General features: G+C 65.3%; 27 protein-coding genes and 1 tRNA gene. 22 read left to right on the top strand and 6 right to left on the bottom strand.

Annotated features, from left to right (window positions below; genetic code table 11):
* The first annotated feature begins 47 nt into the window (after positions 1-47).
* From M4J40_RS06750 to M4J40_RS06735, 4 genes are all read left to right on the top strand, one after another.
* Entirely contained in the window at positions 48-2,969 is a 2,922-nt protein-coding gene (locus M4J40_RS06750) for a hypothetical protein (RefSeq protein ID WP_251753099.1), read from the top strand.
* A gap of 113 nt (positions 2,970-3,082) precedes the next feature.
* Positions 3,083-3,409: a hypothetical protein gene (locus tag M4J40_RS06745; RefSeq protein ID WP_251753098.1), complete on the top strand. Its 327-nt coding sequence runs from the start codon at positions 3,083-3,085 to the stop codon at positions 3,407-3,409.
* A gap of 98 nt (positions 3,410-3,507) precedes the next feature.
* Positions 3,508-3,855 (top strand): hypothetical protein, encoded by a 348-nt coding sequence (locus tag M4J40_RS06740; RefSeq protein WP_251753096.1) that lies wholly within the window; start codon positions 3,508-3,510, stop codon positions 3,853-3,855.
* A 194-nt stretch (positions 3,856-4,049) separates the two neighbouring features.
* Entirely contained in the window at positions 4,050-4,565 is a 516-nt protein-coding gene (locus tag M4J40_RS06735; RefSeq protein WP_251753095.1) for a hypothetical protein, read from the top strand.
* Positions 4,566-4,633: 68 nt separating this feature from the next.
* Here M4J40_RS06735 and M4J40_RS06730 read toward each other — a convergent pair whose 3' ends face one another.
* Positions 4,634-4,903, bottom strand: a complete 270-nt coding sequence (locus M4J40_RS06730) for a hypothetical protein (protein WP_251753093.1) — start codon at positions 4,901-4,903, stop codon at positions 4,634-4,636.
* A 242-nt stretch (positions 4,904-5,145) separates the two neighbouring features.
* Here M4J40_RS06730 and M4J40_RS06725 point away from each other — a divergent pair, with 242 nt between their 5' ends.
* The 10 genes from M4J40_RS06725 (at position 5,146) to M4J40_RS06680 (ending at position 10,326) form a co-directional block, all read left to right on the top strand.
* Entirely contained in the window at positions 5,146-6,654 is a 1,509-nt protein-coding gene (locus M4J40_RS06725) for a hypothetical protein (protein ID WP_251753090.1), read from the top strand.
* Positions 6,651-7,109: a hypothetical protein gene (locus M4J40_RS06720; RefSeq protein ID WP_251753089.1), complete on the top strand. Its 459-nt coding sequence runs from the start codon at positions 6,651-6,653 to the stop codon at positions 7,107-7,109. Before M4J40_RS06725 ends, M4J40_RS06720 begins: the two co-directional genes overlap by 4 nt.
* Entirely contained in the window at positions 7,106-7,639 is a 534-nt protein-coding gene (locus M4J40_RS06715) for a hypothetical protein (RefSeq protein WP_251753088.1), read from the top strand. The genes M4J40_RS06720 and M4J40_RS06715 overlap by 4 nt, the downstream gene beginning before the upstream one ends.
* Positions 7,640-7,651: 12 nt before the next feature.
* Positions 7,652-8,050 carry a DUF1515 family protein gene (locus M4J40_RS06710; RefSeq protein WP_251753087.1) on the top strand — a complete coding sequence of 133 codons (399 nt, stop codon included), beginning with the start codon at positions 7,652-7,654 and terminating at the stop codon, positions 8,048-8,050.
* Between the two features lie 59 nt (positions 8,051-8,109).
* Complete coding sequence (locus M4J40_RS06705; protein WP_251753086.1) at positions 8,110-8,343, top strand: hypothetical protein; 234 nt, start codon at positions 8,110-8,112, stop codon at positions 8,341-8,343.
* Positions 8,330-8,920 (top strand): lysozyme, encoded by a 591-nt coding sequence (locus M4J40_RS06700; protein ID WP_251753085.1) that lies wholly within the window; start codon positions 8,330-8,332, stop codon positions 8,918-8,920. Before M4J40_RS06705 ends, M4J40_RS06700 begins: the two co-directional genes overlap by 14 nt.
* The gene (locus M4J40_RS06695) at positions 8,920-9,318 is read left to right on the top strand and encodes a hypothetical protein (RefSeq protein WP_251753084.1); all 399 of its coding nucleotides are present in this window, start codon (positions 8,920-8,922) and stop codon (positions 9,316-9,318) included. The genes M4J40_RS06700 and M4J40_RS06695 overlap by 1 nt, the downstream gene beginning before the upstream one ends.
* Complete coding sequence (locus tag M4J40_RS06690; RefSeq protein ID WP_405030720.1) at positions 9,269-9,547, top strand: hypothetical protein; 279 nt, start codon at positions 9,269-9,271, stop codon at positions 9,545-9,547. The genes M4J40_RS06695 and M4J40_RS06690 overlap by 50 nt, the downstream gene beginning before the upstream one ends.
* 89 nt (positions 9,548-9,636) lie before the next feature.
* Positions 9,637-9,712: transfer RNA gene (locus M4J40_RS06685), tRNA-Ile, on the top strand.
* A 185-nt stretch (positions 9,713-9,897) separates the two neighbouring features.
* Positions 9,898-10,326, top strand: a complete 429-nt coding sequence (locus M4J40_RS06680; RefSeq protein WP_251753082.1) for a DUF805 domain-containing protein — start codon at positions 9,898-9,900, stop codon at positions 10,324-10,326.
* An 82-nt stretch (positions 10,327-10,408) separates the two neighbouring features.
* On the opposite strand, the gene M4J40_RS06675 is transcribed toward M4J40_RS06680, so the two are convergent.
* Entirely contained in the window at positions 10,409-10,603 is a 195-nt protein-coding gene (locus tag M4J40_RS06675) for a hypothetical protein (protein ID WP_251753080.1), read from the bottom strand.
* A 203-nt stretch (positions 10,604-10,806) separates the two neighbouring features.
* A complete protein-coding gene (locus M4J40_RS06670; RefSeq protein WP_251753078.1) occupies positions 10,807-12,471 on the bottom strand; it encodes a methyl-accepting chemotaxis protein in 1,665 nt (554 codons plus the stop codon).
* A gap of 415 nt (positions 12,472-12,886) precedes the next feature.
* On the opposite strand from M4J40_RS06670, the gene M4J40_RS06665 reads away from it, so the two are divergent.
* From M4J40_RS06665 to M4J40_RS06635, 7 genes are all read left to right on the top strand, one after another.
* Entirely contained in the window at positions 12,887-14,566 is a 1,680-nt protein-coding gene (locus M4J40_RS06665) for a methyl-accepting chemotaxis protein (RefSeq protein WP_251753077.1), read from the top strand.
* Positions 14,567-14,843: 277 nt separating this feature from the next.
* Positions 14,844-15,989 (top strand): ABC transporter ATP-binding protein, encoded by a 1,146-nt coding sequence (locus tag M4J40_RS06660; RefSeq protein ID WP_251753075.1) that lies wholly within the window; start codon positions 14,844-14,846, stop codon positions 15,987-15,989.
* Entirely contained in the window at positions 15,982-16,908 is a 927-nt protein-coding gene (locus tag M4J40_RS06655; RefSeq protein ID WP_251753074.1) for a carbohydrate ABC transporter permease, read from the top strand. Before M4J40_RS06660 ends, M4J40_RS06655 begins: the two co-directional genes overlap by 8 nt.
* Positions 16,908-17,750 (top strand): carbohydrate ABC transporter permease, encoded by an 843-nt coding sequence (locus M4J40_RS06650; protein WP_251753072.1) that lies wholly within the window; start codon positions 16,908-16,910, stop codon positions 17,748-17,750. The genes M4J40_RS06655 and M4J40_RS06650 overlap by 1 nt, the downstream gene beginning before the upstream one ends.
* Before the next feature lie 136 nt (positions 17,751-17,886).
* On the top strand, positions 17,887-19,167 hold the full coding sequence (locus M4J40_RS06645) for an ABC transporter substrate-binding protein (protein WP_251753070.1): 1,281 nt from the start codon (positions 17,887-17,889) through the stop codon (positions 19,165-19,167).
* Between the two features lie 73 nt (positions 19,168-19,240).
* Positions 19,241-20,146, top strand: coding sequence for a PHP domain-containing protein (locus M4J40_RS06640; protein WP_251753069.1), 906 nt, complete (start codon positions 19,241-19,243; stop codon positions 20,144-20,146).
* A 48-nt stretch (positions 20,147-20,194) separates the two neighbouring features.
* Positions 20,195-20,989, top strand: a complete 795-nt coding sequence (locus M4J40_RS06635) for an SIS domain-containing protein (RefSeq protein ID WP_251753068.1) — start codon at positions 20,195-20,197, stop codon at positions 20,987-20,989.
* Positions 20,990-21,008: 19 nt separating this feature from the next.
* On the opposite strand, the gene M4J40_RS06630 is transcribed toward M4J40_RS06635, so the two are convergent.
* Positions 21,009-21,332 carry a DNA-binding transcriptional regulator gene (locus tag M4J40_RS06630; RefSeq protein ID WP_251753067.1) on the bottom strand — a complete coding sequence of 108 codons (324 nt, stop codon included), beginning with the start codon at positions 21,330-21,332 and terminating at the stop codon, positions 21,009-21,011.
* Positions 21,316-21,681, bottom strand: a complete 366-nt coding sequence (locus M4J40_RS06625; RefSeq protein WP_251753066.1) for a type II toxin-antitoxin system RelE/ParE family toxin — start codon at positions 21,679-21,681, stop codon at positions 21,316-21,318. Before M4J40_RS06625 ends, M4J40_RS06630 begins: the two co-directional genes overlap by 17 nt.
* 264 nt (positions 21,682-21,945) lie before the next feature.
* Between M4J40_RS06625 and M4J40_RS06620 the strand changes: the two genes are divergently transcribed.
* Complete coding sequence (locus M4J40_RS06620; RefSeq protein ID WP_251753065.1) at positions 21,946-22,560, top strand: DUF6273 domain-containing protein; 615 nt, start codon at positions 21,946-21,948, stop codon at positions 22,558-22,560.
* A gap of 148 nt (positions 22,561-22,708) precedes the next feature.
* On the opposite strand, the gene M4J40_RS06615 is transcribed toward M4J40_RS06620, so the two are convergent.
* A complete protein-coding gene (locus M4J40_RS06615; RefSeq protein WP_251753064.1) occupies positions 22,709-23,176 on the bottom strand; it encodes a GNAT family N-acetyltransferase in 468 nt (155 codons plus the stop codon).
* Positions 23,177-23,179: the final 3 nt, after the last annotated feature.

Raw genomic sequence — 23,179 nt, 5'->3', positions numbered from 1 at the left:
TTCCAGGCGTTTTGAACACAATGGGTGCGGCTGTTCGGCAAGGGAACATGGTCGGTTCCTATATGTCGAACCAACTGCGAGGTGTTAATGACGGTTCGATTGATCCTGATCTCAATCCTGTGACCGAGTGGCAGGGCACTTGGTATGAGCCATTTACGGATCGCGCACTTCACGTTCAGAATCGGGCAAGCCTGAAAGCACTGGAAGCTCAGATCGACATGGAGCAGAGAGATGTCAGGACTCTAAGAGATGCCGGACTCATGGGGACTTTCGCAGAGATCGCTGTAGGAGCGGTTGATCTTCCAAGCATCATTCCCGCTGGACGACTGATGCAGGTTGGTCGTTTCGGCTACAGGGTCGGGGCGTCGGCGCTGTCCATGGGGGGGGCGGGCGCTGGGGCCGCTCTTGTCCAGGAAATCGGGCTGCACTCTACACAGGAGACGCGTTCGGTCCCGCAGAGCGCTATCGCTGTTGGTGGTGGCTTGATCCTTGGTGCCATGCTTGGCGCGGGCGGGGCCAAGTTTCTTAGTAATGCCGAATGGACTCGCGCAGCGCAAGGATTGGAGAGAGACGTTTACGCACCAGGGCCAGTTCTGTCCGATGCGGCGGAAGCAGAGATGAAAGGTTTAGTCGACGAATCCAAAAGAGCCGGAGCAGCATCCCCCTCGCCTTACTTGGCTGATGGTGCGGCAAAGGTGGACACAAATGCGCTTTCACTTGACGACCTGACTATCTATGGCCGCGTGCCTGAGGCAGCGGCAAATTCGACGGCCCAACTCTCTCCGACCCTCCGGGGCCTTACATCGCCGTCGGTGGCAGCGCGAAACATTTTGTTCAATCTTGTTGAGAACCCGGTCTATCTCAAGGGTTACTATGAAGGGCACGCTTCGGCTCGCGCGGTGGAAACGGTTCTCAAGGGCCATAAGGGCACCTACGCTGACGCGATGGAGGCAACCCGTGTCGACTGGATTGCTGCAAGGAAGGCCGGAGAGAAGCTGACATGGGACGAGTACCGGATCCGCGTCGGGCGAGCCATTTACAATGGCTATCAGGATGCTGGTGGCAGTGCATCCGTTGCAAAAACCGCCCAAACTTGGCGAAGCAAGGTGATCGAACCACCAATCCAGAAGGCGATTGATGCCCATTTGCTGGCCGAGGATGTGGAGCTGGACAAGGCCGGCAGCTTCTTTAGCCACGCTTACAATGCTCCCGAGATAGAAGCGAGGTCGGGCGAGTTCAAGCAGGTTGTGAGAGAATGGGCCGTCGGCGAGCTTCAGCGCCAGCCCAATGCTCTCTCAGCGCTCTCCACACACGAACTCAACGCCTACATCGAGGGGGTAGTCGACAACATCTACAACAAGATCACGGGACGCACGATTGACACTCAAGGCGAAGGGCCGTTTCGGATCGTCGCCAGCTCGCAGGGGCCGCTGAAGGGGCGCACCTTCGTTCTTGACGACGCAAAGGCCGCACCCTTCCTGGTGGACGACATAGAGCAGATTGGCCGACGCTATACCAATGTTCTGGGCGCTAACATCGAACTGTCGAACGTCTCTCTCCGTCTGGGCGGGGATGGAAATCCGAATCTCGGTTCGCTGACCGGCCTCATTCGAGCCGATTATGAGAAACTGCGGAAAGGTGTTGCGGATGAAGCCAAACTGGCCGCGCTAAATGCCCGCGAGCGTTCGGATATCCGCGACCTGGAAGCCGTGCGAGATATGTTGCGTGGCAAGTATCTTCCTGGCCAAAACGTTTCTGGTTGGGCCAAGGTAGTAAAAGCCGCTATGCTTTTCAATTACATGCGAACCATGGGCGGCGCAATGCTGACGAGCCTGAAGGGCGTGGTTCTGCCGGTCATGATGCATGGGATCGCGCGCTGGATGGGGGACGGCGTTCTTCCCCTCATGACCAACCTCAAAGGATTCCGCCTGGCGGCTCGTGAGGCTCGGCTGGCCGGCGTTGCCGTAAGTCGCGTCAAGCACTCCACACTCGCCGCTTATGCAGAGCTGACCAACCCCAATGCCAGCTACTCACCGCTTCGGCTGTTCGTGGAAAACTCGGCGCGGGCTTTCTCCCGAGCGACCCTGATGCCAATTTGGAGCGACTTTGAGAAGTCGTTTGCCAGCGTTATCACGCAGAACCGCATTCTAGAGAACGCAGCTGATTGGGCCGGGCTTTCCAAGAGGGAGCGTGCCTACATGCATTATCTCGGCATTGACCAGTCCACTGCACAACGCATTGATGGTCAGTTCAAGGCACATGGCGAACTAATCCGTGAGATTCGAGCGGCAAACACGGAGGATTGGGGCGACGATCTTGCTCGTGAAGCCTATCATGCTGCCATTGCAAAGGATGTGGACAGTCTCTTTTCCACCGAAGGAGTCGGTGATTTGCCGCTGTTTGCTCGAACGCCGCTTGGCAAGGCCCTTTTGCAGTTTCGAGCCGGTGCCCTCTCGGCGCATCAGCGTGTTTTTCTTCGGGCTATGCAAGAGGATCAGGCGGCGGTCGTATCCGGAATGATTTGTACGACGGCCATAGGGGCGCTCAGCTCTTACCTTGAGGCGTTGGAAAGTGGACAGGAGGAAGAGTTCTTTGCCCATCCGGAGCGTTTGCTCGTCCAAGGTGTTGAGCGCGGCAATCTGATACCGCTGTTGTTCCAAGTTAATGCTGTTGCCGAAAAGGTTGGAGTGCCTGGAATCTATGCCGGACTGCAGGCGCTGTCTTCCAATGGAAGACAGGGTCGGTCGGCACCTGCGGGAACAGTTCGATCTGTGGCAGATGGTCTCTTTGGTCCGTCGGGTGGGCTGGTGGTTGACCTTGCCGAACTGGCCGGCGCCGCTGCTCGGAGTGATCTCACCCCCGGAGACATTGATGCAATGCGGCGGCTCGCTCCATATGCCTCATTGCCTTGGATTCGCTGGATAATCGACAGGCATGTCGTTCCCGCTGCAAAGGAAGCCGTCAAATAGGAAAACTGCCGAGATGTGTTATCTCACTGGGTGAGCGTGGCCTGCAAACCTGATGACCGTTTGAGCGGGCTGCTCTATGGTTGCTCACACCAATGGAGCAGCCCGATGCGTGTTTGTCTGCTCTGATCGTCTTCCTCTCCCTTCTTCTGCCGTCATCGGCCATGGCTCAACCAGACGGGCGGCTGGGCCTTTCCGAGATCTGGCAGGCGGCGTGGCGGTTGGAGACGGTTGTCGGGTCGTGGCAAGCCAACGGGATGCGGCATGCCGATCTCGATACGCTCGATCCGGCCTTCGATGCCTGGCGGGCGTCGGAGGGCACCGACTATCGGGATTATCCGGCGGAGCTCGGGCGCCTGCGGAACAGGCCGGCCTATGATGCCTGGACATCCCAGCTCGACAGGGAGTTGCGTGACCGGCGGACGCTCGGTTCCGACGGATGAGAAGGTGCCGGCAGCCCCCACGCACTACCCATAGGGAAAACGCCCCGACCGCATAAACACGCGGTGACGAACCGTGTGGCGGTCGCTATGGTTGTGCCATGTTTGTGAATCTCTTCCCGCGTGTTTGGTGGGTGGCTGTCGCCGCCTGTGTCTTGCCATCGGCCGCATCGGCGCAATCGGCGGAGCTTGGAGCCTCTTCGGGGCTCTGGCAGGCGGCATGGCGGCACGAAACGGTGCTGGGGGCGCTTTCGTCCAACCAGATGTTCGGTGCCGACGACGGAACGGTCGACCCTGACCTCGATCCGGTTGGGGATATCTGGGGAACCGACTACTGGGCCTATGCCGATAGCGTGACGAACGTCTTCAACCGCAAGCAGCTTCTTGCCTGGAAGGCGCAGGTCGACATGGAAGTGGCGGATCGGCGGGCGCTCGAGTCCGCCGGGTAGAAGCCGTGCCCGGATGCGGCGCTCGGGCACGATCTTTTTGAGTTGAGGCATTTTCTTCGCGCGAACCGGTATCCACTTCGCTCGAGAATGCTCTGGTTTGGTTTTACGCGATATATGGCCGGGACCATCGAGGGGTTCTGCCGGAATGGACGAGGGAGGAGTTTGCGGTGCGTAAGTTCGTTCAGGGGGTGCTGATGGCGCTCGCCGTGTTGCTTGGCGGTTTTCAGGCCGAGGCCGGCAGCGTTGCCATGACAGCGGATGGGTTGGTCGATCTGAGCAAGTTCGACGAGTTGGAAAAGGCCGTTATCGTCAAGACCGCCGAAAACATGGTCGTCGAAAGCATAGAAGGTCTTCGCGATGAGGTTCTCGCGGGAAAAGATGGCTCGCTCAAATACAAGAAGTTGTTTGCATTTTCCTATGTGCTGCTCGGTGCCGAGGCCCACCGCGCAGGTCTTGCGCCGCTTGCCCAGGCGAATATGTTCAAGGCGCAGATCCTGACGGAGTATATCCGTGGGGAGACCGACCTCAAGAAGACGCAGCACTATGATCAAAAGACCGAGGAGAAAAAGCAGCAGTATTTCGACGAGGTGATCGCTCGGAACGCAAACAAGACGCATTCGAGCCTGACGCAGGACTGGATCGACGCGCATGCCCGGCCCATCGCCGAGGACATTCTGGCTATCGCCAAGGAGAAGGCGCTAGGCAAGTGACAGCGCGCAGGCCTATGGCGTGACATCTGGGGCCGTCGATCGGGTCGATTCAACCTGATCGGCGAAGGCTAGTTCTTTATATCCCTGCGGATAGCCTTGCCGATGAAGAAGGCGAGGCATGCGGCGATCACGCCGGCGGCGATGCTGATGAACTCCATCGCGTCCCACCTGAAGCCGAGGATCTGCATGCTGCGCATGACGACATGCGCGAGGATGGCGAGGCCGATCGCCACGGGGTAGCCGACGGCGTTCCGGACCTTGAACAGGCCGACGATCAGCGATGCGATCGCCGCGACGTCAAGGAGCTTCATCACAAGCATCATGAAAAACAAGGTCATCTTCTGAAGCTCCCGAGGCGTTGTCGCGTCTTTCGGTGGGTTGGCGAGTCGTGGCCGGCAGTTTGTGCTGCCTGAGGTGGCAATCCAAGAGGAATTGAACGGATGTCGGCTGGTTGGCAAACCAACGCGCGATGAAACAAACCCGGCGGCTCTAGGGTCTCACACGTCGATTCCCCGTGTCGCACCGTCACGGACGAAGGCGCAAGCCGTTGCCGTGTCGGTGCTCCTCAGAAGGTTCGCCCATGACCATTGCGAGCGAAGCCAACCGCTCGGGCCCCTATGCCTGCAACGGCGCAACCACCCGCTTTCCCTATGCCTTCAAGATCTATGACGAGGCGCATATCCGCGTCATCCTGACCGACGAGACCGGCGCGGACGCCACGCTGGCGCTTGGCACCGACTATGTCGTGTCCGGTGTCGGCGACGATGGCGGCGGGGCGGTGGAAACGGCGCTCGCCCATCCCGCCGGCCGCCAGGTGACGCTGGTGCTCAACGTGCCGTTCACCCAAGGCACCGACCTCGAAAACCAGGGCGCCTATTTCGCCGAGACCATCGAGCGGGCGCTGGACGAGGGCGTACAGCGCGACCTGCAACTGGCAGAGGAGGTGGCGCGCGCCTTCAAACTGCGCGCTTCCGCCGATCTGGTGGCGGCCGGGGCGGTGTTTGTCTCCGACGGTGTCGGCGGCGCCACCGGCGGGCCGTCGGCCGCCGACATAGAGGCCGCCCGGGATGTGGCGGTCGCCTCCGAGGGCACAGCAGTGCGGGCCGCCGCGACGGCCGGCGAGAAGGCCGAAGCCGCGGTGGCTGCGGCAAACCGGGCGGAGACGGCGGCTGCCTCGGTGGACGGCGTCGTGTCCTACGCCGTCGAGCAGCAGTTGACCGACGGCGAGAAGGCGCGGGCGCTGGAGAACCTGGGGCTCGACAAGGCAATGACGCCCTTCGGCTTCACGGCGGCCGAGGGACAGAGCGCGTTCGACCTCGGCATGTCGCCGACGCCCAACGCCTGCATCGTGTCGCAGAACGGCGCCTGGCTGACAGGCGGCGTCGACTACGTCATCGCCGGGGAGACGCTGATGCTGGCGACGGCGGCGGAAGCCGGCGACCGCATCTCGGGCGTGGCGATTTCCTCGTTTGAGGTGGCGAGCGCAATGCTTCCAGCCGCCAACCTCGCCGACCTAGGGGACAAGGCTGTTGCGCGGGCGAATCTAGGACTTGCGGCAGGCGCTACAGCGGCGAAAGCGACTGTAGCTCAAGCCGTGGCAGGGATTGATGATACTACGTTTATGACGCCGTCGGATGTGGCTTTGGTGACGCCGATCCTCCAGTCGCTGTCGGCAGTAAACACGACTCAAAAAATAGCCTTGGCGGTCATTCCTGCGGATGCATCGATGCCTCAAATTAACGAGGGCACGCAGATCCTAGCTCTCTCTATCACACCAAAGAGAGCTACCAGCAATATCCGCGTCAGATACGCGGTGCCAACAAACCATACCTCAACCAGTGCCCATTGCGCCGCCCTCTTTCTCAATGGTGCAGCATCCGCAGTGGTAGCGACGTCGATCTATATCGACGGCAACTTCGGCGGCATGCTCGTTGGAGAATACGAGTTCCCTGCTGGGTCAGTAAGCGCACAGACACTTATCGTACGAGCTGGGATGCAAGCGACCGGAGGATTTGCCAATGCGGCTGGTACTACATCGGCCGGCGGACCATTTCGTAGCACGATAGTCGCCGAGGAGATCGCGCAATGACACTCCCTGCCAACCTCGCCGCGCTCGCCCGCCGTGTCGTCGGGCTCTCCGCTGACAACCTTGTTGCGCTCGATGAGGCAGGCAAGCTCCCTGCTGTGCCGGGTGATCAGTTGACCGGGCTAGTGTTTACCAAGGACAGTGGTTGGCTTCCGGAGATTTCCATTGTCGCGGCAGGCGCATTTTCAGTCGCGCACGGGTTGGGGGTAGCCCCCAAGCTCGTGCAGGTCTGGCTGCGCTGCAAGACAGCGGAGCTCAATTACGCTGTCGGCGACATGGTTCAGTACAACCCGTCATACTTCTACGACGGAAGTTATCAAGGCCTTGGTCTTGCAGCGAGATCGTCGACTATCGTTGGCGTAATTGGGGCCTCTATTCCGCTGCTCAATCTGGCGGGTGGCTCCAAGTCGTCAATAACTCCTGCAAGTTGGCGTATCGTTCTGAGGGCTTTCGCATGATGGAGTTCTACGCCACCGCTGATGGAGTTTACGCCGGGCAACATGATGTCGCCCCCGGTGGCTGCACGGCGGTCCCCATCCCGCCCGAGCGCGCCGACAAGATTTGGGACGGGACTGCATGGACCGACCGGCCGGCGTCCCTTGAAGACCTTCGCGCCGTCAAGCTCGCCGCGATCTCCTCGGCGGCTGACGCTCTGCTCGCGTCCGGCGCACCAGTCTCCGGCGGCCTGCACATCGCCCTTGACGACGGGAGCCGGTCCGACCTTACCGCCATGGCTGCGACTGCGACGGCCGCCTCGGCCGGCGCTGTCTCCTGGCCGGACAGCTACTCACGCGGCTGGATCACCATCGAGAACATCCGCATCCCGCTCGCCACGCCGGCCGCCGGGTTGACGCTTGCCGCGTCGGTCGGTGAATACTATGCGGCCGTCGTCCAGCACAGGCGCGACCTGAAGGATGCGGCGCTGGCGGCCGTGGATGCCGCCGCGCTCGATGCCATCGATCCTTCGTCCGGTTGGCCGGCGGCATAGGCGGGGGGCAGGGTGAAGCCGCTCTTTTCCGAGGCCGATCCCGCCAACGAGGTGCTGGTTCGCCTGGGCGAGGTCAGCGCCAGCGTCCAGCATCTGTTGCGCGACTTCGGTGACGAGAAGATCGCCGCTCGCGACAATCGCGCCGCCATGCATCGCCGTCTCGACGAACAGGCGCGCGAGCTGTCGGAGCTGAAGGCCGAACTGACGCTGAGCCGGCGGGCGGTCGAGGACATGGCGCGGACGCAAAGCGACACCGTGCTGCCGGCCGTCGGCGAATGGCGCGACATGAAGACCACCGGCCTGCGCATTGTCGGCGTACTGGCCATCGGTGGCGTCAGTGTCGGCGCTACGCTGGCCTGGTTCTCCGATCAGGCCGTGTCGCTCTTGCGCCACTGGCTCAGGATCGGCTGAGCGCCAGCCCGCAAACCCTTGTCGCCTAATCTCTGGCCATTCTCGCTGGAGTTTGCGCCATGAAGCGACCGAGGCTCGTGCCCAATGCCGGGAAGGTGTTCCGGCGATCCTGGACTTCCCGCATTCTGATCGCCGGCGGCCTTCTCACTGCCGCCGAAGCTGTGCTGCCCTATCTGTCCGGAGGCGAGCTGATTCCGCCGGCCGTCTTTCCCTTCGTGGCCTTCGGCGTGGTGTTTGCCGCCTTCGTCGCCCGCCACGTCCTTCAGGAGGCCTTGCACGATGCCGACGATTAAGCTCGCGCCGACCAGGCGTGCCCGCGCGGCCATCGCCGCCGTGCTTCTGTCGGCCGGGGCTGGCGGTACACTGGCGCTGATGCCGGGCGCCGTGCCGGTGCCGGACGACGTGGCGTTGGCGGTCACCGTGCTCGTCAAACCGTGGGAGGGACGCTCGCTCACCGCCTACCTCGACACCATCGCCAAGCCGCCTGTTTGGACCATCTGCGATGGCGATACGACCGACGTGAAACGCGGCATGGTCGAAACGCCGGCCGGCTGTGACAGGCGGTTGTCGATCAAGCTGGTGCGCGACTACCGCTCAAGGCTCGTCGCCTGCGTTCCCAACTGGTCGAGCGCCCCGCTGTCATGGCGGGCGATGATGAACTCGCTCGCCTGGAACATCGGGGCCGGCGCGGCGTGCCGGTCTACGGCGGCGCGGCTCGGGCGGGCCGGCCGTTGGCTGGAGAGCTGCACCGCCGCCACGGCCTTCAACCGGGCCGGTGGGCGCATGGTGGTGGGCCTTGCCAACCGGCGCGGCATGGGCGACGCCTCGCGCGTCGGCGAAGGCGAGCTCTGCGTCTCGGGGGCGCTGTGATGTTCGGCCTTCTCGACAAGCTCGGGGCCACGGTCGCTGCCTTCGCCGGCCTCGTCGTCGGCGCGGCCATCACCTTCGCCGTTCTCAGCCTCTATGACACGTGGGTCGACGACCCGGCCGTCGCCCGGGCGGCGCGCGAGGGCTTCGTGGCGGCGTCGGAGAAACTGGCGCTCGAAGGCCAGATCCAGGAAATGCGGCGCCAGTTCAAGCTGGCGGAAACGGCGGCGGCCGGCGATCGGGCGCGGGCCGAGGCGGCAAGCAGGGATGCGGACGATGCGTGGAAGCGGTACGAGGCGGCGGTTGCCGCCGATGGCGGCGATGATGGCTGCCGCGTCACTGACGATGATCTTGGCTGGCTGCGGAACGCTCGACCAGCGCCTCACGGCGGCATCAAGTGAGATCGGCCGGCAGAGTGCCGGGGTTAGCCTGCCGGCGCTGCCGGCCCGCTGCCGCGAGGATATGCCGCGCGTTGTGCCCAGGGTGGGCGAGAAGTGGCGCGCCGTGCAGGGGCGCTGGCAGATCGTCGCCGATGGCGTCGACCGCCGCACCGCCGATTGCGCTGCCTTCTACGACGATGTGAGGATCGGCTTTTCCACGCCGTCGTCTTCGACAACGTCAAGCCGATGAAGCGCCTTGATTCCTGCCATGGGGGATGGCAGAAACAGGCGCCCTGGAACGGGCGCGTGTGGCATGCGCCGCCGCGCCCGGTTCCTGATGGGCCTGTAGCTCAATGGTTAGAGCCGGCCGCTCATAACGGTCTGGTTGCAGGTTCGAGTCCTGCCGGGCCCACCACCTTTTTCCCCTTCATCGCCGGAGGTCGGCGTCCGCCTGTGGTCGTCTCAGGGCTTCAGTGGAGGTGTTGCCGTCCTCGATTGCAGCGGTGCGTTGAGTGCGGCTAGTCTTGGTTGTCGCGTGATTCCCGGGAGGGGCGCGGCAGGACCATGGGGTGACTTGGCCGGGGACGAGGGGGGACGAGGATGGAGTCTGGAACCGCGACGCTGCTGCTGATCCTGATCTGGGTTGTCCTGCCCATTCCGTTCATCCTTATGCGCGCGCCCGCCGGGGCCAACAGGTTTGGCGAGGTTGGCCGACCGATGGACTTCAGGCAGGCGGTCACCGCCTTTTTCTCCAACTATTTCAACTTCTCCGGGCGCGCCAGCCGGTCGGAGTTCTGGTGGGCGATCCTGTTCGTTTTCATTTGCGGCACCATCGCCTCGTTCATTCCGGTTCTCAATCTGGCGTGGTCGCTCGGCACCTTCTTTCCGTCGATCTCGCTGGCGGCGCGGCGGCTGCACGACATCAATCGCAATGGCTGGTTCCAGCTCTTGTCGTTCCTGTTCCCGATCGGGGTGATCGCGTTGATCGTCTGGTATTGCAAGGCGCCGAGGGATGCGGCGGCCGGCTGATCGCAAGCCTCGCCTTTTTCGGGCGGATGGTTTGCCTTGCGCATCCGCTTATCCGAAAAGTCTGCAACTTTTCGGGCGGATGCTAGATCCCGCCAAACGGATACTCGCCGGCCATGACGATGGCGACGAAAATCAGGATCGCGGCGACGGTTGCGAGGATGGCGAAGGCGGGCCAGCTTATGCCGGTCCGGCGGTCGCGCCGGATGTCCTCCGCCAGAACGCTGAACTTTTCGGGGTCGCCGTGCTTGAGCCGGCGAAACTGAAGGAGCTTGCTCATGCCGCCTCAGAGGGTCCGGTGAAGGCGGGCCTGCCGGAGCCCTCTCTCCCTGTCTTCCGCGTGCCCCGGCGGCGCCGCGGAGGCGGATCGGCCGGGGTGGTTGCCTCACACTCGTCCCGACAGGGTAGGCGTCAAACGCTAACCAAAGATTGATCCAATATCCAAAATGCTCGCCCTGATGGCGAAGGTGCGCCTCGGGGGGCTCACGCCGCCCCGAGTTCCCTGACGAAGGCCTGGACCTGGTTGCCGAGGTCGCGCGACTGGGTGTCGAGGTGACTGGAGAGGGTCATCAGCTGGGTGGCGGCGGTGCCCGTCATCTCGGCCGCCGCGCCGACGCCGGTGATGGTCTGCGTCACGTCGGCGGTGCCGGCGGCGGCGCGCTGGGTGTTCTGGGCGATCTCGCCGGTGGCCGCGCCCTGTTCCTCGACGGCGCCGGCGATCGCCTCGGAGGTGCGCTGGATGCGGTCGATGGTCTCGACGATGTGCGAGATGGATTCCACGGCCAGCGTGGTGGCCGACTGCACCTCGGCGATCTTGCGGCCGATCTCGTCGGTGGCCTTGGCGGTCTGCTCGGCGAGCAGCTTCACCTCGGAGGCGACCACCGCGAAGCCCTTGCCGGCGTCGCCGGCCCGCGCCGCCTCGATGGTGGCGTTGAGCGCCAGGAGGTTGGTCTGGGCGGCGATGGTGTTGATCAGCGTCACCACCTCGCCGATCTCCTGGGCCGAGACGGAGAGCACCTCGACGTTCCTCGCCGAGGCCTGCGCCTCTTCGGCGGCGGCGCGGGCGATCTCGGACGAATGGGAGACCTGCTGGGAGATTTCGTCGATGGAGGCGGAGAGCTCCTCGGCGCCGGCCGCCACTGTCTGCACGTTGGTCGAGGCTTCCTCGGCGGCGCCGGCCACCTGCTGGGCCTGCAGCGCCGTCTCCTCGGCCGTGGCGGAGAGGTTGCGCGCGCTGTCGGCCACATCGCCCGACGACTTGGCGAAATCCTGCGACAGCGCCTGCATGCGTTCGGCGAAGTCGCGGGTCAGCGCGGCGGTCCGTTCCAGGCGTTCGCGTTCCACCGTCTGCCGGCTGGACATGTCGTTGCGCATGGCCTCGGCTTCCAGGAGGTTGCGCCGCACCTGGTCGAGTTCCTCGGCCATGTGGCCGAACTCGTCGCGCCGGGCGGTGGCGGTGGAGGCGGCAAGCTCGCCGCGTGCTATGGCCTGGAGCGAGCGGGAAATACCGACCACACCGGTGGACACGCCGCGGTCGATCTTCAGGCTGAGGGCGGCGATGGCGATCAGCGCCACCAGCAGGATGGCGATCGCCGTGGTCTGGAAGCTGGCGACGAGCCGATCGAAGGTGGCGTCCACGGCATGGGCCTGCGCTTCGGCCAACCCGCGCAGGGCGCCGAAGTTGTCGGCGATCTCGGTGACGACTTCGTCGATCTTGCCGTCGAGGTCGCGGATGTCCTGCGTCATCTCCGAGGACTTCTCAAGCCTCGGCACCATGTCGGTTTCGTAGAGCGCGACGAGGCGGTCGAGCGCCTCCTCGCCGGCCTTGAGGGCCGCCGCCTGATCGGGTTCGACGATCCAGGTTCTCAGGCCGTCGATGGCGCGGCGCTCGTCGGCGAGGGCCGCCGCCCAGTCGCGCCGGCTGGCGTCGAGGTCGCGGTTGATCTCCGTGTCGGCGATGATGCGGTAGAGGCGGGCGCCTAGCGCGCTGGCGTTGGCGGCGTCGTTGGCCTCGGCGGCAATGGTGGCGCCGTCGTCCTGCGTCACGCGGATCCAGTTGAGGCCGTACCAGGTGCCAAGCGAGAGAAAGACGAGGAGCGCCGTGAAGACCACGAGCAACGACCTCAGCTGAAACCTGATCGACAGCATGTTCCACTCCCGCAATCGCCCTAGACGCTCTTCGTCGCTCCGCCACGAGGCGGTTCTTCCGTGCATACTGTCGCCGAGCTACGGATAATTTTCTGTTACGTCCGGCTGAAGCGGGGCATGTCCGATCGCAATACCGGGCGGTTCTGGCCTTTTGGCGCTGCGCTGTCCTGCTGGCCGCATGTCGAAAAAGTTGCAGTCTGGTTATTAGTACTACCAAGAACACCCAATGGCAGAAATAACTATCGTTAATGTGTCATAAATTATTGTCTGTTAACCATAAGGCGTCGGCAGAAGCGAGTGGGCGCGAATTGTCCACCAGGGGTGACAAATCGCTCTGGCGGCGGGGCTTCGTCTCCAACTTTGGAAACGCAATGCAACAACGGGCCTGCGTCGCGCAGGTCACGGAGGGATTTTCATGGCATTTCGGCTTCAGCTTCGTGGCCAGTTGCTGCTCGCCTTCGGCGTCGTCATCGCCGGTGGTCTGGGCAGCGGCCTGTTCGTGCAGATGGCCAACCAGTCGGTCGCGCAGAACGTCGGCTGGACGATCCACACCTACGAGGTTCTTCAGGCGGCCGACCAGACGCTGGCCGCCATGGTCAACCAGGAGACCGGCCTGCGCGGCTACCTGGTGACGGGCAACACGGCCAACCTCGAGCCGCTGAAGGCCGGCGAGGCCGATTTCAAGGCGGCGTTCGACAAGGCGCGGAGCCTGACCAGCGACAACCCGACCCAGCAGGCGCGTCTCGCCGATCTCGCGAAAGAGGTTCAGGCGTGGCAGGACAACGTGTCGCACAAGGCCATCGACCTGATGGCCAAGCCGGAGACGCAGGAGGCGGCGCGCGACATCGAGCGCCAGGGCGTCGGCAAGGCGTATTTCGGCAAGCTGCGCGACATCCTCGCCGCGTTCAAGGACACCGAAGCCTCGCTGCTGTCCTCGCGCGCCGCGGCCATGGAGGCCGCGCAGAGCACCATCACCTTCGCCACCTTCACCTCGATCGCCCTCAGCATCCTGATCGGCCTCGGGTCGGCCTTCCTGATCAACCGCCGGGTCGCCGCGCCGATCCGCGACAGCATCGGCGTCATGGCCGACATGCAGGCGGGCAACTACGATGTGAAGATTGGTCACGCCGAGCGCACCGATGAAATCGGCGCCATGAGCGCGGCGCTCTCCGCCTTCCGCGACGAACTCGCCCGCGCCGCCCGGATGCGCCGCGAGCAGGAGGCCGAGCGGGAAACGGCCGAGGCCTCGACCCGCGCCAGGGCCAGCCTCGCCGAGCGGTTCGTCGGCCGCATGGAAGCGCTCGCCGACACCTTCGGCCGTTCGTCGAACACCATCGCCGACGCGGCGCGCAACCTGTCGGCCACCGCCGAGGAAACCTCGCGCCAGGCGCAGGCCGTGGCCGGCGCCGCCGAGGAAGCCGCCTCCAACGTGCAGACGGTGGCGGCCGGCACCGAGGAGCTGTCGGCCTCGATCCGGGAGATCTCCGGGCAGGTCGGCAACTCCAACCGCATCGCCCAGGAAGCCGCCCAGGCGGCCGACCAGAGCGCCCACAACATCCAGAGCCTTGCCACCGCCGCCAACCAGATCGGCGAGGTGGTGGACCTGATCTCCAACATCGCCGCCCAGACCAACCTTCTCGCGCTCAACGCGACGATCGAGGCGGCGCGGGCCGGCGAGGCGGGCAAGGGCTTCGCGGTGGTGGCCGCCGAGGTGAAGCAGCTCGCCGACCAGACGGCCAAGGCCACCGAGGAGATCAGCCGCAAGGTCGGCGAAATCCAGGTGGCGACCGACACCACCGTCGGTTCGATGTCGCAGATCACCAAGACCATCGTGCAGATCCAGGAAGCCTCGCAGGCCATCGCCTCGGCGGTGGACCAGCAGGGCGTCGCCACCTCGGAGATCGCCCAGAACACCCATCGCGCCGCCGCCGGCACGACCGACGTCACCGCCAACATCTCGGGCGTCAGCGGCGCCGCCGAGGTGACCGGCGCCTCGTCGGTGGACCTGATGCGCCTGTCCGACGACCTCTCGACCCAGGTGACCAGCCTGCAGGAAGAGGTCCGCCAGTTCGTGACGTCGCTGCGCGCCGCCTGACGGTTCCGCAACGACAAGGAAGGATCAGGCCCGGCCCGCGCCGGGCCTTTTCGCATGGGGGCTACAGCGTAGCTGTGAACGGCCGCAGGCTGGTTGCGGTTTCGAGAAGGCCGACGCATCGCCTTCAAGAACCCTTGCTATCGTCGGAATCGCCGAGGCCAGGGCGCGATGTCGTGAGCGGTTTGCGGCGGATGTGAAGGAAAATTCTTCGAAGCGTCATTTGAGTGAAGCAAAACTCCATTACGAGGCATCCATTGCGAAAACAGCGAGGGGTGCCATGTCGGCCGCAGTCGAGATCACGGCGATCGAAAAGCGCTATGGGGACACCGTCTCCCTCCGTTCGGCCTCGCTGTCGGTGCGGCCGGGCGAGTTCATGACGCTGGTGGGGCCGTCGGGCTGCGGCAAGTCGACGCTGCTCCGGATCATCGCCGGCCTGGCGCCGCAGACATCGGGCGAGATCGCCATCGGCGGCGAGCCGGTCGATCACCTGCCGCCCAAGGCGCGCGACGTCGCCATGGTGTTCCAGTCCTACGCCCTCTATCCGCACATGACAGTGGCCGAGAACATCGCGACGCCGCTCAGGATGCGCGAGCTGCCGCGCGGCGCCCGCTTGCCGCTCGTTGGCCGGCTGTGGCCGGGCGTCGGCGAACGGCGCGCCCGCATCCGCGAGGCTGTTGGCCGGGCGGCCGCGATGGTGGAGATCGACGGCCTTCTCGCCCGGCGGCCGGCGACGCTCTCCGGCGGCCAGCGCCAGCGCGTGGCGCTCGCCCGCGCCATCGTCCGCCATCCGCGCGTCTTCCTGATGGACGAGCCGCTCAGCAACCTCGACGCCCGCCTGCGTGTCGCCATGCGCGGCGAGATCACGGCGCTGCACAAGAAGCTCGGCGCCACCTTCATCTATGTCACCCACGATCAGGTCGAGGCGATGACCATGTCGAGCCGGGTGGCGGTGATGATGGACGGCGGCATCGTCCAGTGCGCCAGCCCGGCCGAACTCTACGCCGACCCGCGCGACCTCCGGGTCGCCCGCTTCATCGGCTCGCCCGAGATCAACGTGCTGCCCCTCGACGCCCTCGTCACCGCCAACGCCGGCTTTGCCCCGTTCGCCGCCGAATGGAAGGGCGCCGCCCACGCCGCCTTCCGGCCCGAAGCGCTGAGCCTTGTCGCCGACGCCCCCGGCCTTGCCGTCGCCTGCCGCGTCGAGCGCGTCGAGGGCCTCGGCCACGAGACGCTGGTGTTCCTCAGGACGGAGGCGGGCGGTCATCCGCTGACGGCGCGCCTGCCGGCGGGCGCCTTTGCCCTGTTCTCCGGCGACAGCGCTCTGGCGCATCTCACGCCCGACGATGTGCTGCTGTTCGACGGCGCCGGCCAGCGGCTCGACCGTCGCCACGTCACCCCGACGGGAGGCTACGCCCATGGCTGACATCGTGCTCACCGAAGCGCCGGCCGCCGCCCGGCCGCGCCGGCTCGGCGCCGTGCTGCCGGCCCGCGTCGCCTATGCCATGGCGATCCCGGCGGTGGCGCTGATGGTGCTCACCGTGCTCGCCCCGATCGTCGTCATGCTGGCGATGAGCTTCACCGACTATCGCTTCGGCGAGGACGCGATCCCCTTCGTCGGGCTCGACAACTACCTGCAGCTTCTGAACGACCGCACCTTTCGGCGGGCGCTGTTCAACACCTTCGCCTATGTCGCCATGGTGGTGCCGGGCTCGGTGATCCTGGGCCTGCTGCTCGCCGTGCTGATCGACGGGCTCGACCATGGCGGCCGGCTCTACCGGCTGGTGTTCTTCCTGCCGGTCACGGCCACCGTCGTCGCCCTGGCCATGGTGTGGAAATATCTGCTGCACGGCACCATCGGCCCGTTCAACCTGCTGCTCGTCGCGCTGGGGCTGCCGGGCATCGACGTGTTCGGCGACCGCAGCCTCGCGCTGGCCGGCCTTGCCGTCATCAACATCTGGAGCCTTGCCGGCTTCAACATGGTGCTGTTTTCCGCCGGACTGACGGCGGTGCCGCAGGACCTCTACGACGCCGCCGCCATCGACGGCATGGACGACAAGCTCGACCGCTTCTTCTCGGTGACGCTGCCGCTCCTCGGGCCGACCATGATGTTCGTGCTGGTGACCTCCACCATCACCGCCTTCAAGGTGTTCGACACCGTGGCCGTCATCACGCGCGGCGGGCCGCGCGGCGCCTCCGACGTGCTGCTCTACACCACCTATCTCGAAGGCTTCAGCTACTTCCGCATGGGTTCGGCGGCGGCGATGACCACGGTGTTCCTGGTGATCATGCTGGTGTTCGCCTGGGTGCAGGCCCGCGTTCTCGATCGCAGGGTGCACTACTGATGTCCGTCCGTTCGCCCTACCGCTTCCGCCCCGGCCAGCTGCTCGCCCATCTGGTGCTGCTGTTCCTGGCCTTCCTGTTCCTGTTTCCCTTCTACGTGCTGTTGGTCACCTCGGTGCGCACGCCGCAGGAACTGTTCACGCCGGACTTCCATTGGCTGCCGGTCGAGTTCACCGGCCTCCGCTACTACATCCAGTCGGTCACCCACTCGCCGGTGCTGACCTTCATGAAGAACGGCGTGGTGGTCTGCGCCGGCATCCTGATCGTTCAGCTGCTCACCGCCATTCCCTGCGCCTACGCGCTGGCGAAATACGAGTTTCGCGGCCGCGACCTGCTGTTCGCCACGGTGCTGTTCTGCCTTACCGTGCCGATCCAGGCGCCGGCATTGCCGCTCTATCTCGGGCTCAACGCCATGGGCGCGCTCGACAGCTATTTCGCCATGATGGCGCCGTTCTTCCTGTCGGTGTTCGCGATCTTCCTGTTCCGGCAGACCTTCAAGTCCTATCCGGACGAGATCATCCAGGCCGCCCGGCTCGACGGCATGTCGGAAGGCGCGATCCTCTGGACCATCGTGGTGCCCGCCTCGCTGCCGGCCATCGCCGCCTTCGCGGTGTTCTCGGTCACCGCCCACTGGAACGACCTCTACTGGCCGCTGATCGTCGTCCGCTCCAACGAGCTGATGACGCCGCCGCTCGGCCTTGCCTATTTCACCGACGTCGAGAGCGGGGAGAACTACGGTGCGCTGATGGCGACGGCCGCCATCCTCACCGCGCCGCTGATGCTGGGCTTCCTTCTGGCGCAGCGGCACTTCATCCGCGGCATCACCACCATGGGCCTGAAGTAGTCGGGCCCCAGCGCGTTCCGGGTTCCGGCCGGTGGCCGGGGCCCGGCGGGCAGGATGGGATTGCGCCCCATCCCGCCCCGGCCGCGGCGGTTCCGCGCGCCGTTCCTGTCGTCCACCGAAGCAACGGAGAACACCAATGAACAGGCTCCTCGGCGTCGCAGCCGTAACGGCAAGCCTAGCCTTCGCCGCCGCCTCCGCGCAAGCGGAAGTCACCATCGAGGTGATGCATCCCTGGCCGGGCCACAACCACTTCCACGAGGCCGAAGCCAAGGCCTTCATGGAAAAGCACCCGGACATCAAGGTCGTCTTCCGCGCCTCGCCGGAGAGCTACGACGCCGGCCATCAGGCGATCATCCGCGACTCCATGACCGGCAACCTGCCCGACGTCTACCACTCCGGCTATCACCTGTTGCCGGCGATGGTGCGCGTTCTGGAGCCCAAGGGCCAGATCGTCGACCTCAAGCCGTTCATCGACAAGGAAGGCGGCCAGGGCTGGCTCGACGACAACTTCAACCCGGCGATGATCAACCTGACCACCGTCGACGGCAAGATCTGGGGCATGCCCTTCAACGCCTCGACGCCGATCGTCTTCTACAACAAGGAGCTGATCGAGAAGGCCGGCGGCGACACCGCCCACCTGCCGACCGACTGGGACGGCTGGCTCGCCCTCGGCGCCAAGGTGGCGGCCCTCGGCGGCGGCGTTACCGGCGCGTCCTACACCATCGACGTCTGGCCGGACGACTGGCTGTGGCGCGCCCTGATCTCGCAGCAGGGCCAGCCCTTCATGAACGAAGACGGCAAGACCGTGGCCTGGAACGGCGACAGCGGCCGCGCGGCGCTGGAGCTTGCCCGTCGCTTCGTTGCCGAAGGCGGCATGAAGCAGATGGAGTTCGACCAGGCCCGCCAGCAGTTCGTCGCCGGCCTCACCGGCTTCACCGTGCAGTCGGTCAACTCGGCCCGCTCCTTCGAGGAGATGACGGCCGGCAAGTTCACCGTGGGCACCGCCGTGTTCCCGGTCACGAACAAGGAAGCCGGCAAGGTGCCGACCGGCGGCAATGGCGCGCTGATCCTCGCCAAGGACGCCGAGAAGCAGGCCGCCGCCTGGGAGTACGTCAAGTTCATCTCCTCGCCGGAAGGCCAGAAGATCGCCGTGCTCGGCTCGGGCTACATGCCCACCAACCAGAAGGCCATGGCGCCGGAGCTCTTGGGCGACTTCTACGCCAGCCATCCCAACTGGCGCACATCGCTCGACCAGATCGACCGCGCCGCCCCCTGGGCCGGCTACCCCGGCACCAACGCCGTGGAGATCTGGCGCACCCAGCGCGACCTGATCGCCGAGGTGATGAGCGGCGACCTCTCGGTCGACGACGGCCTTGCCGAAATGGTCAACGCCACCGACGACCTGATCGCCAAGTGACATGAAGCGCCGGAGCGGGGGACATGCCTCCGCTCCGGTCGCCCCCGCGCCCCTTCCTTTCCGGATGATCGACATGACCGACTTCGCCGCCTTCAACGCCTTTACCGCCCCCGGCCGCTTCCTCAAGGGCAACATCCACACCCACACCAACCGCTCCGATGGCCGCCTGCCGCCGGACGAGGTGGTGAGCCGCTATCGCGCCGCCGGCTACGATTTCCTGTCGATCACCGACCATTTCCTGCCGTCCTACGGCTTCCCGATCACCGATGCCGGCCCGGTCGATAGCCTGACGCTGATCCTCGGCGCCGAGCTGCACGCCCCGCGCACCGAGATGAGCGACCTCTGGCATCTGGTGGCCGTCGGCCTGCCGGCCGATTTCGCGCCCACCGCCGAGACCGAGGACGGCCCGGCGCTGGCCCGCCGCGCCCGGGCGGCCGGCGCCTTCGTCGGCATGGCCCATCCGGCCTGGTACCAGCTGTCGCTGGCCGACGCCGAGACCGTGGCCGACGCCTGCCACGCGGTGGAGATCTACAACCACGGCTGCCAGATCGTTCACGACAAGGGCGACGGCGCCTACATGCTCGACGGCCTCGCCGACAAGGGCCGGCGGCTCCTCGCCTATGCGTCCGACGACGCGCATTTCAAGGCGCCGGATTTCGGCGCCGCCTGGGTGATGGTGAAGGCGGCCGACAACAGCGCCGAGGCCATCCTCGCCGCGCTCAAGGCCGGCGCCTTCTATTCGAGCCAGGGTCCCGAGATCCACAACCTCGCCTTCGAGGGCGACCGGCTGATCGTCGAATGCTCGCCGGCCTCCGGCGTTCTCGCCATCGGCCGGGGCTACCAGTACGAGCACAGCTTCGGCACCGGCATGAGCCGCGTGTCGCTGCCGCTCGACGGGCTCGAGGGCAGCCCCTGGCTGCGCGTCATCGTCACCGACGCCGTCGGCCGCCGCGCCTGGAGCAACCCGGTCTGGCGTTGATCTGCTATAGATCGGCGGACTCGCATGCTCTCGGGAGACTGATACACGGTGGTCGATACGCTGTTCGGACGGGGACTTCTGGCCGAGATCCAGGGGGCGATGGACGAGATGCCCGAGGCGCTGTCGCGGGTCGGCGGCTACATTCTCGGGCAGCCCGAAGCCGCCATCCGCGCCTCGACGGCCGAACTGGCGCTGCAATGCGGGGCGGGCGAGGCGACCATCGTCCGCTTCTGCCGGCAGATGGGCTTTGCCGGCTTTCGCGAGCTGAAGATCGCGCTGGCCTCCGACATCGCCTACCGTCGCTCCGACGAGACGCGCGGCTCGTCCGAGCTTGCCGACCGCATGATCGCCGCCCTCAGGTCGACCTCGGACACCATTTCCGAGGCCGACCTCAAGACGGTGGCGGCGCGGCTCATGGCGGCCCGCCATGTCGACGTGTTCGGCTCGGGCGTGTCGGGCATCGTCGCCGAACTGTTCGCCTACCGCTTCTCGCGCCTCGGCCTCGTCGCCCGCGCCTTCCAGGACCCGATCCTCGCCGACGAGGTGGCCGGCGCGCGCGGTGAGGACAGCGTGGTGATCGCCATTTCCGAAACCGGTCTGACCGTGCCGGCCGAGCGCTTCCTGACGCAATCCCGCGCGGCGGGCGCCTTCACGGTGGCGATCTCCGGCCGCCAGTTCGGCGGCCTCGAAGACCTCTGCGACGTCGTCTTCGTGACGACGCCGGTCTCCCCGCTGCCCCAGCGCGGCGAAATGAGCCCGGTGGCCGCCAAGCTGTTCATCTGCGACCTGCTGGCGCAGGAGGTGACGCTGGCGCTGGCGGCGGGCGCTACCACGACGAATTGAGGCTTCGTTCCGGAATGGCTCAGGCGAGCATCGCGAGCCCGTGCTTCTGGACGATATCGAGCAGCTTCAGCGCCGGGCCGCTCGGCCGCTTGGCGCCGGTCTCCCACTTCTGCACGGTGGACTCGCTGGTGTTGAGATAGCGGGCGAACACCGGCTGGCTGACGCGGTTTCTTTCCCGCAGCGCCTTGATCTCCTCGGGCGAGAGGACCACCGGCACCGACAGACACGTCTCGTCGAAGGTCTTCATCGTTTCCTTGTCGACGGTCCCCGCCTCGTACATGCCAAGGACGGCGCTGTGGATGGCCTCGAAGGCGTCGCTCTTGAACTTACGCTTCGCTGTCATGGCAAATCTCCACCAATGCGCCGACCTTCAGCTCGGCTTCCAGATCGCTCGCCGTCTTCCGGCGGTATAGCTCCGCGAGCTTGCGGAACGCTTCCAGCTCATCGTCGTCAATGTTTGCTCGATCCTGCTTGGCGAACAGGTAGGTGAACACCCAGAACTCACCAGCCTTTGCGAGCACAATCGAGCGATGACGGTTCTCGTTGAGCCGCTTCTTGAACACGCCGCCGCCGAGATCGTCGGCTTGACCAAGCGCCACTTGCCGGATTGCCTCGGACGGCTCCTGATCGGAGATCCTCGCCTTGCGGGCAGCCTTGGCAAACCAAGCTGTCTTGAATGTACGCTCTCGCATGTCTATAGGTAGCACTCAGTGCTACTGGCTTCAAGGGGGCGAAAGTCCGCGCTCCCTGAAGAAATGCGCCTCGCAGCTTGATTTGGTCTTGCCGACTTGGGAAAAGAGTCGGGCAAGTTTAAAAACAGCGACATGGCCTGTCGCTAGAGCACGTCCGGCGAACCCTGGTTCGCCAACATGCTCTCTCTCTTTGTTTTCACGCAACTCCGGGCGCAAAACCGGTATCCACTTTTGCTGGAGTTGCTCTAGGGATGATGCACCCAAATGGGCGATATGGAGATTGGCGCGTCGCAGTCCTTCGGCGGTCTTGACTGGCGCGTGCTGGATGTCCGCGATGGCGCGGCGCTCGTCATCACCGAGCGGATCATCGATCAGCGCCCCTATCACGACGCCTACACCGACATCACCTGGGCCGACTGCGCCTTGCGACGCCATCTCAACGGCGCGTTTCTCGACGGTTTCGGTGCGGCCGACAGGGCGCGGATCGTTCCGATCGTCAACAAGAACCTCGACAATCAGTGGTATGGCACGCCGGGCGGAGACGACACCGAGGACCGCGTGTTCCTCCTCAGCATCGAGGAGGCGGTCTGCCGCTATTTCGGCGACAGCAGCGCCAAGCTCTACGACGAGGGGCGCAAGCGGCGCTACTGGTTCGAGCGCAAGGACGAGAACAACGCCAGGCGCTCGGCCAATCTCTGGCGCGGCGACGGCGGCACATGGTGGTGGTGGCTGCGCTCGCCCGGCCGCCTCGGCGTCAAGGCCGTCTACATCCACGGCGACGGCAACATCGGCATCCAGGGCAACAACGTCCTGAAGGGCAACATCGCCGACGGCTGGTGTACAGGCGGCGTCCGCCCCGCCCTCTGGATCAGAGCCTAGCCCAAACTCTACTGGAACGGGCATTTGGCTTAGCTTTCTGCGCTTCCGGTGCTCACGGACCTTAAGTCCGCTCCGCTCCGGTTCTCGAAACCGTCGCCATCTGCCGCGTCCCAGCGAGTTTGGAGCCAGGCTCCAAGAGCCTGACGGCTCACGCCGTCTCGCAGCGCCACTCGATGAGCCGGCCGTCTTCCTCGTCCCAGCGCTCGCCGGTGCGGGTGAAGCCGGCGCGTTCGAGGACGCGCATGGAGGCGGTGTTGGCGGGGCTGGTGTCGGCGGTGACGGCGCAGATGGCGGGGTTGGCATCGGCCCAGCGCAAGATGTCGCGGACGGCCGCGCCGGCATGGCCTTGTCCCTGCCGGCTTGGCGCGATGCCGTAGCCGATGTCGATCACGCCGCCCTCGGGCGGGTGCGTGACCGAGCAGAGGCCGACCAGTTCGCGGTCGCTGACGATCAGCCAGGCGACGGGCGAGAAGGTCTCGCGCACCAGGGCGGCCACCTCGGCCAGCATCCCGAGGATTTCGGGCGTGGCGATCGGCGTGTCGGCCAGTCGAAGGTCTCTGGGCGCGCGCCCCTCGATGAGCGCTGCGAAATCCTGTTCGGTGGCTTCGACGATCATCTT

The organism is Pleomorphomonas sp. JP5 (assembly GCF_023721815.1).
In the GTDB taxonomy this organism is placed as follows: domain Bacteria; phylum Pseudomonadota; class Alphaproteobacteria; order Rhizobiales; family Pleomorphomonadaceae; genus Pleomorphomonas.
Note: the sequence above shows the minus strand (reverse complement) of the source record. Positions and strands in the feature narration are given on the sequence as shown.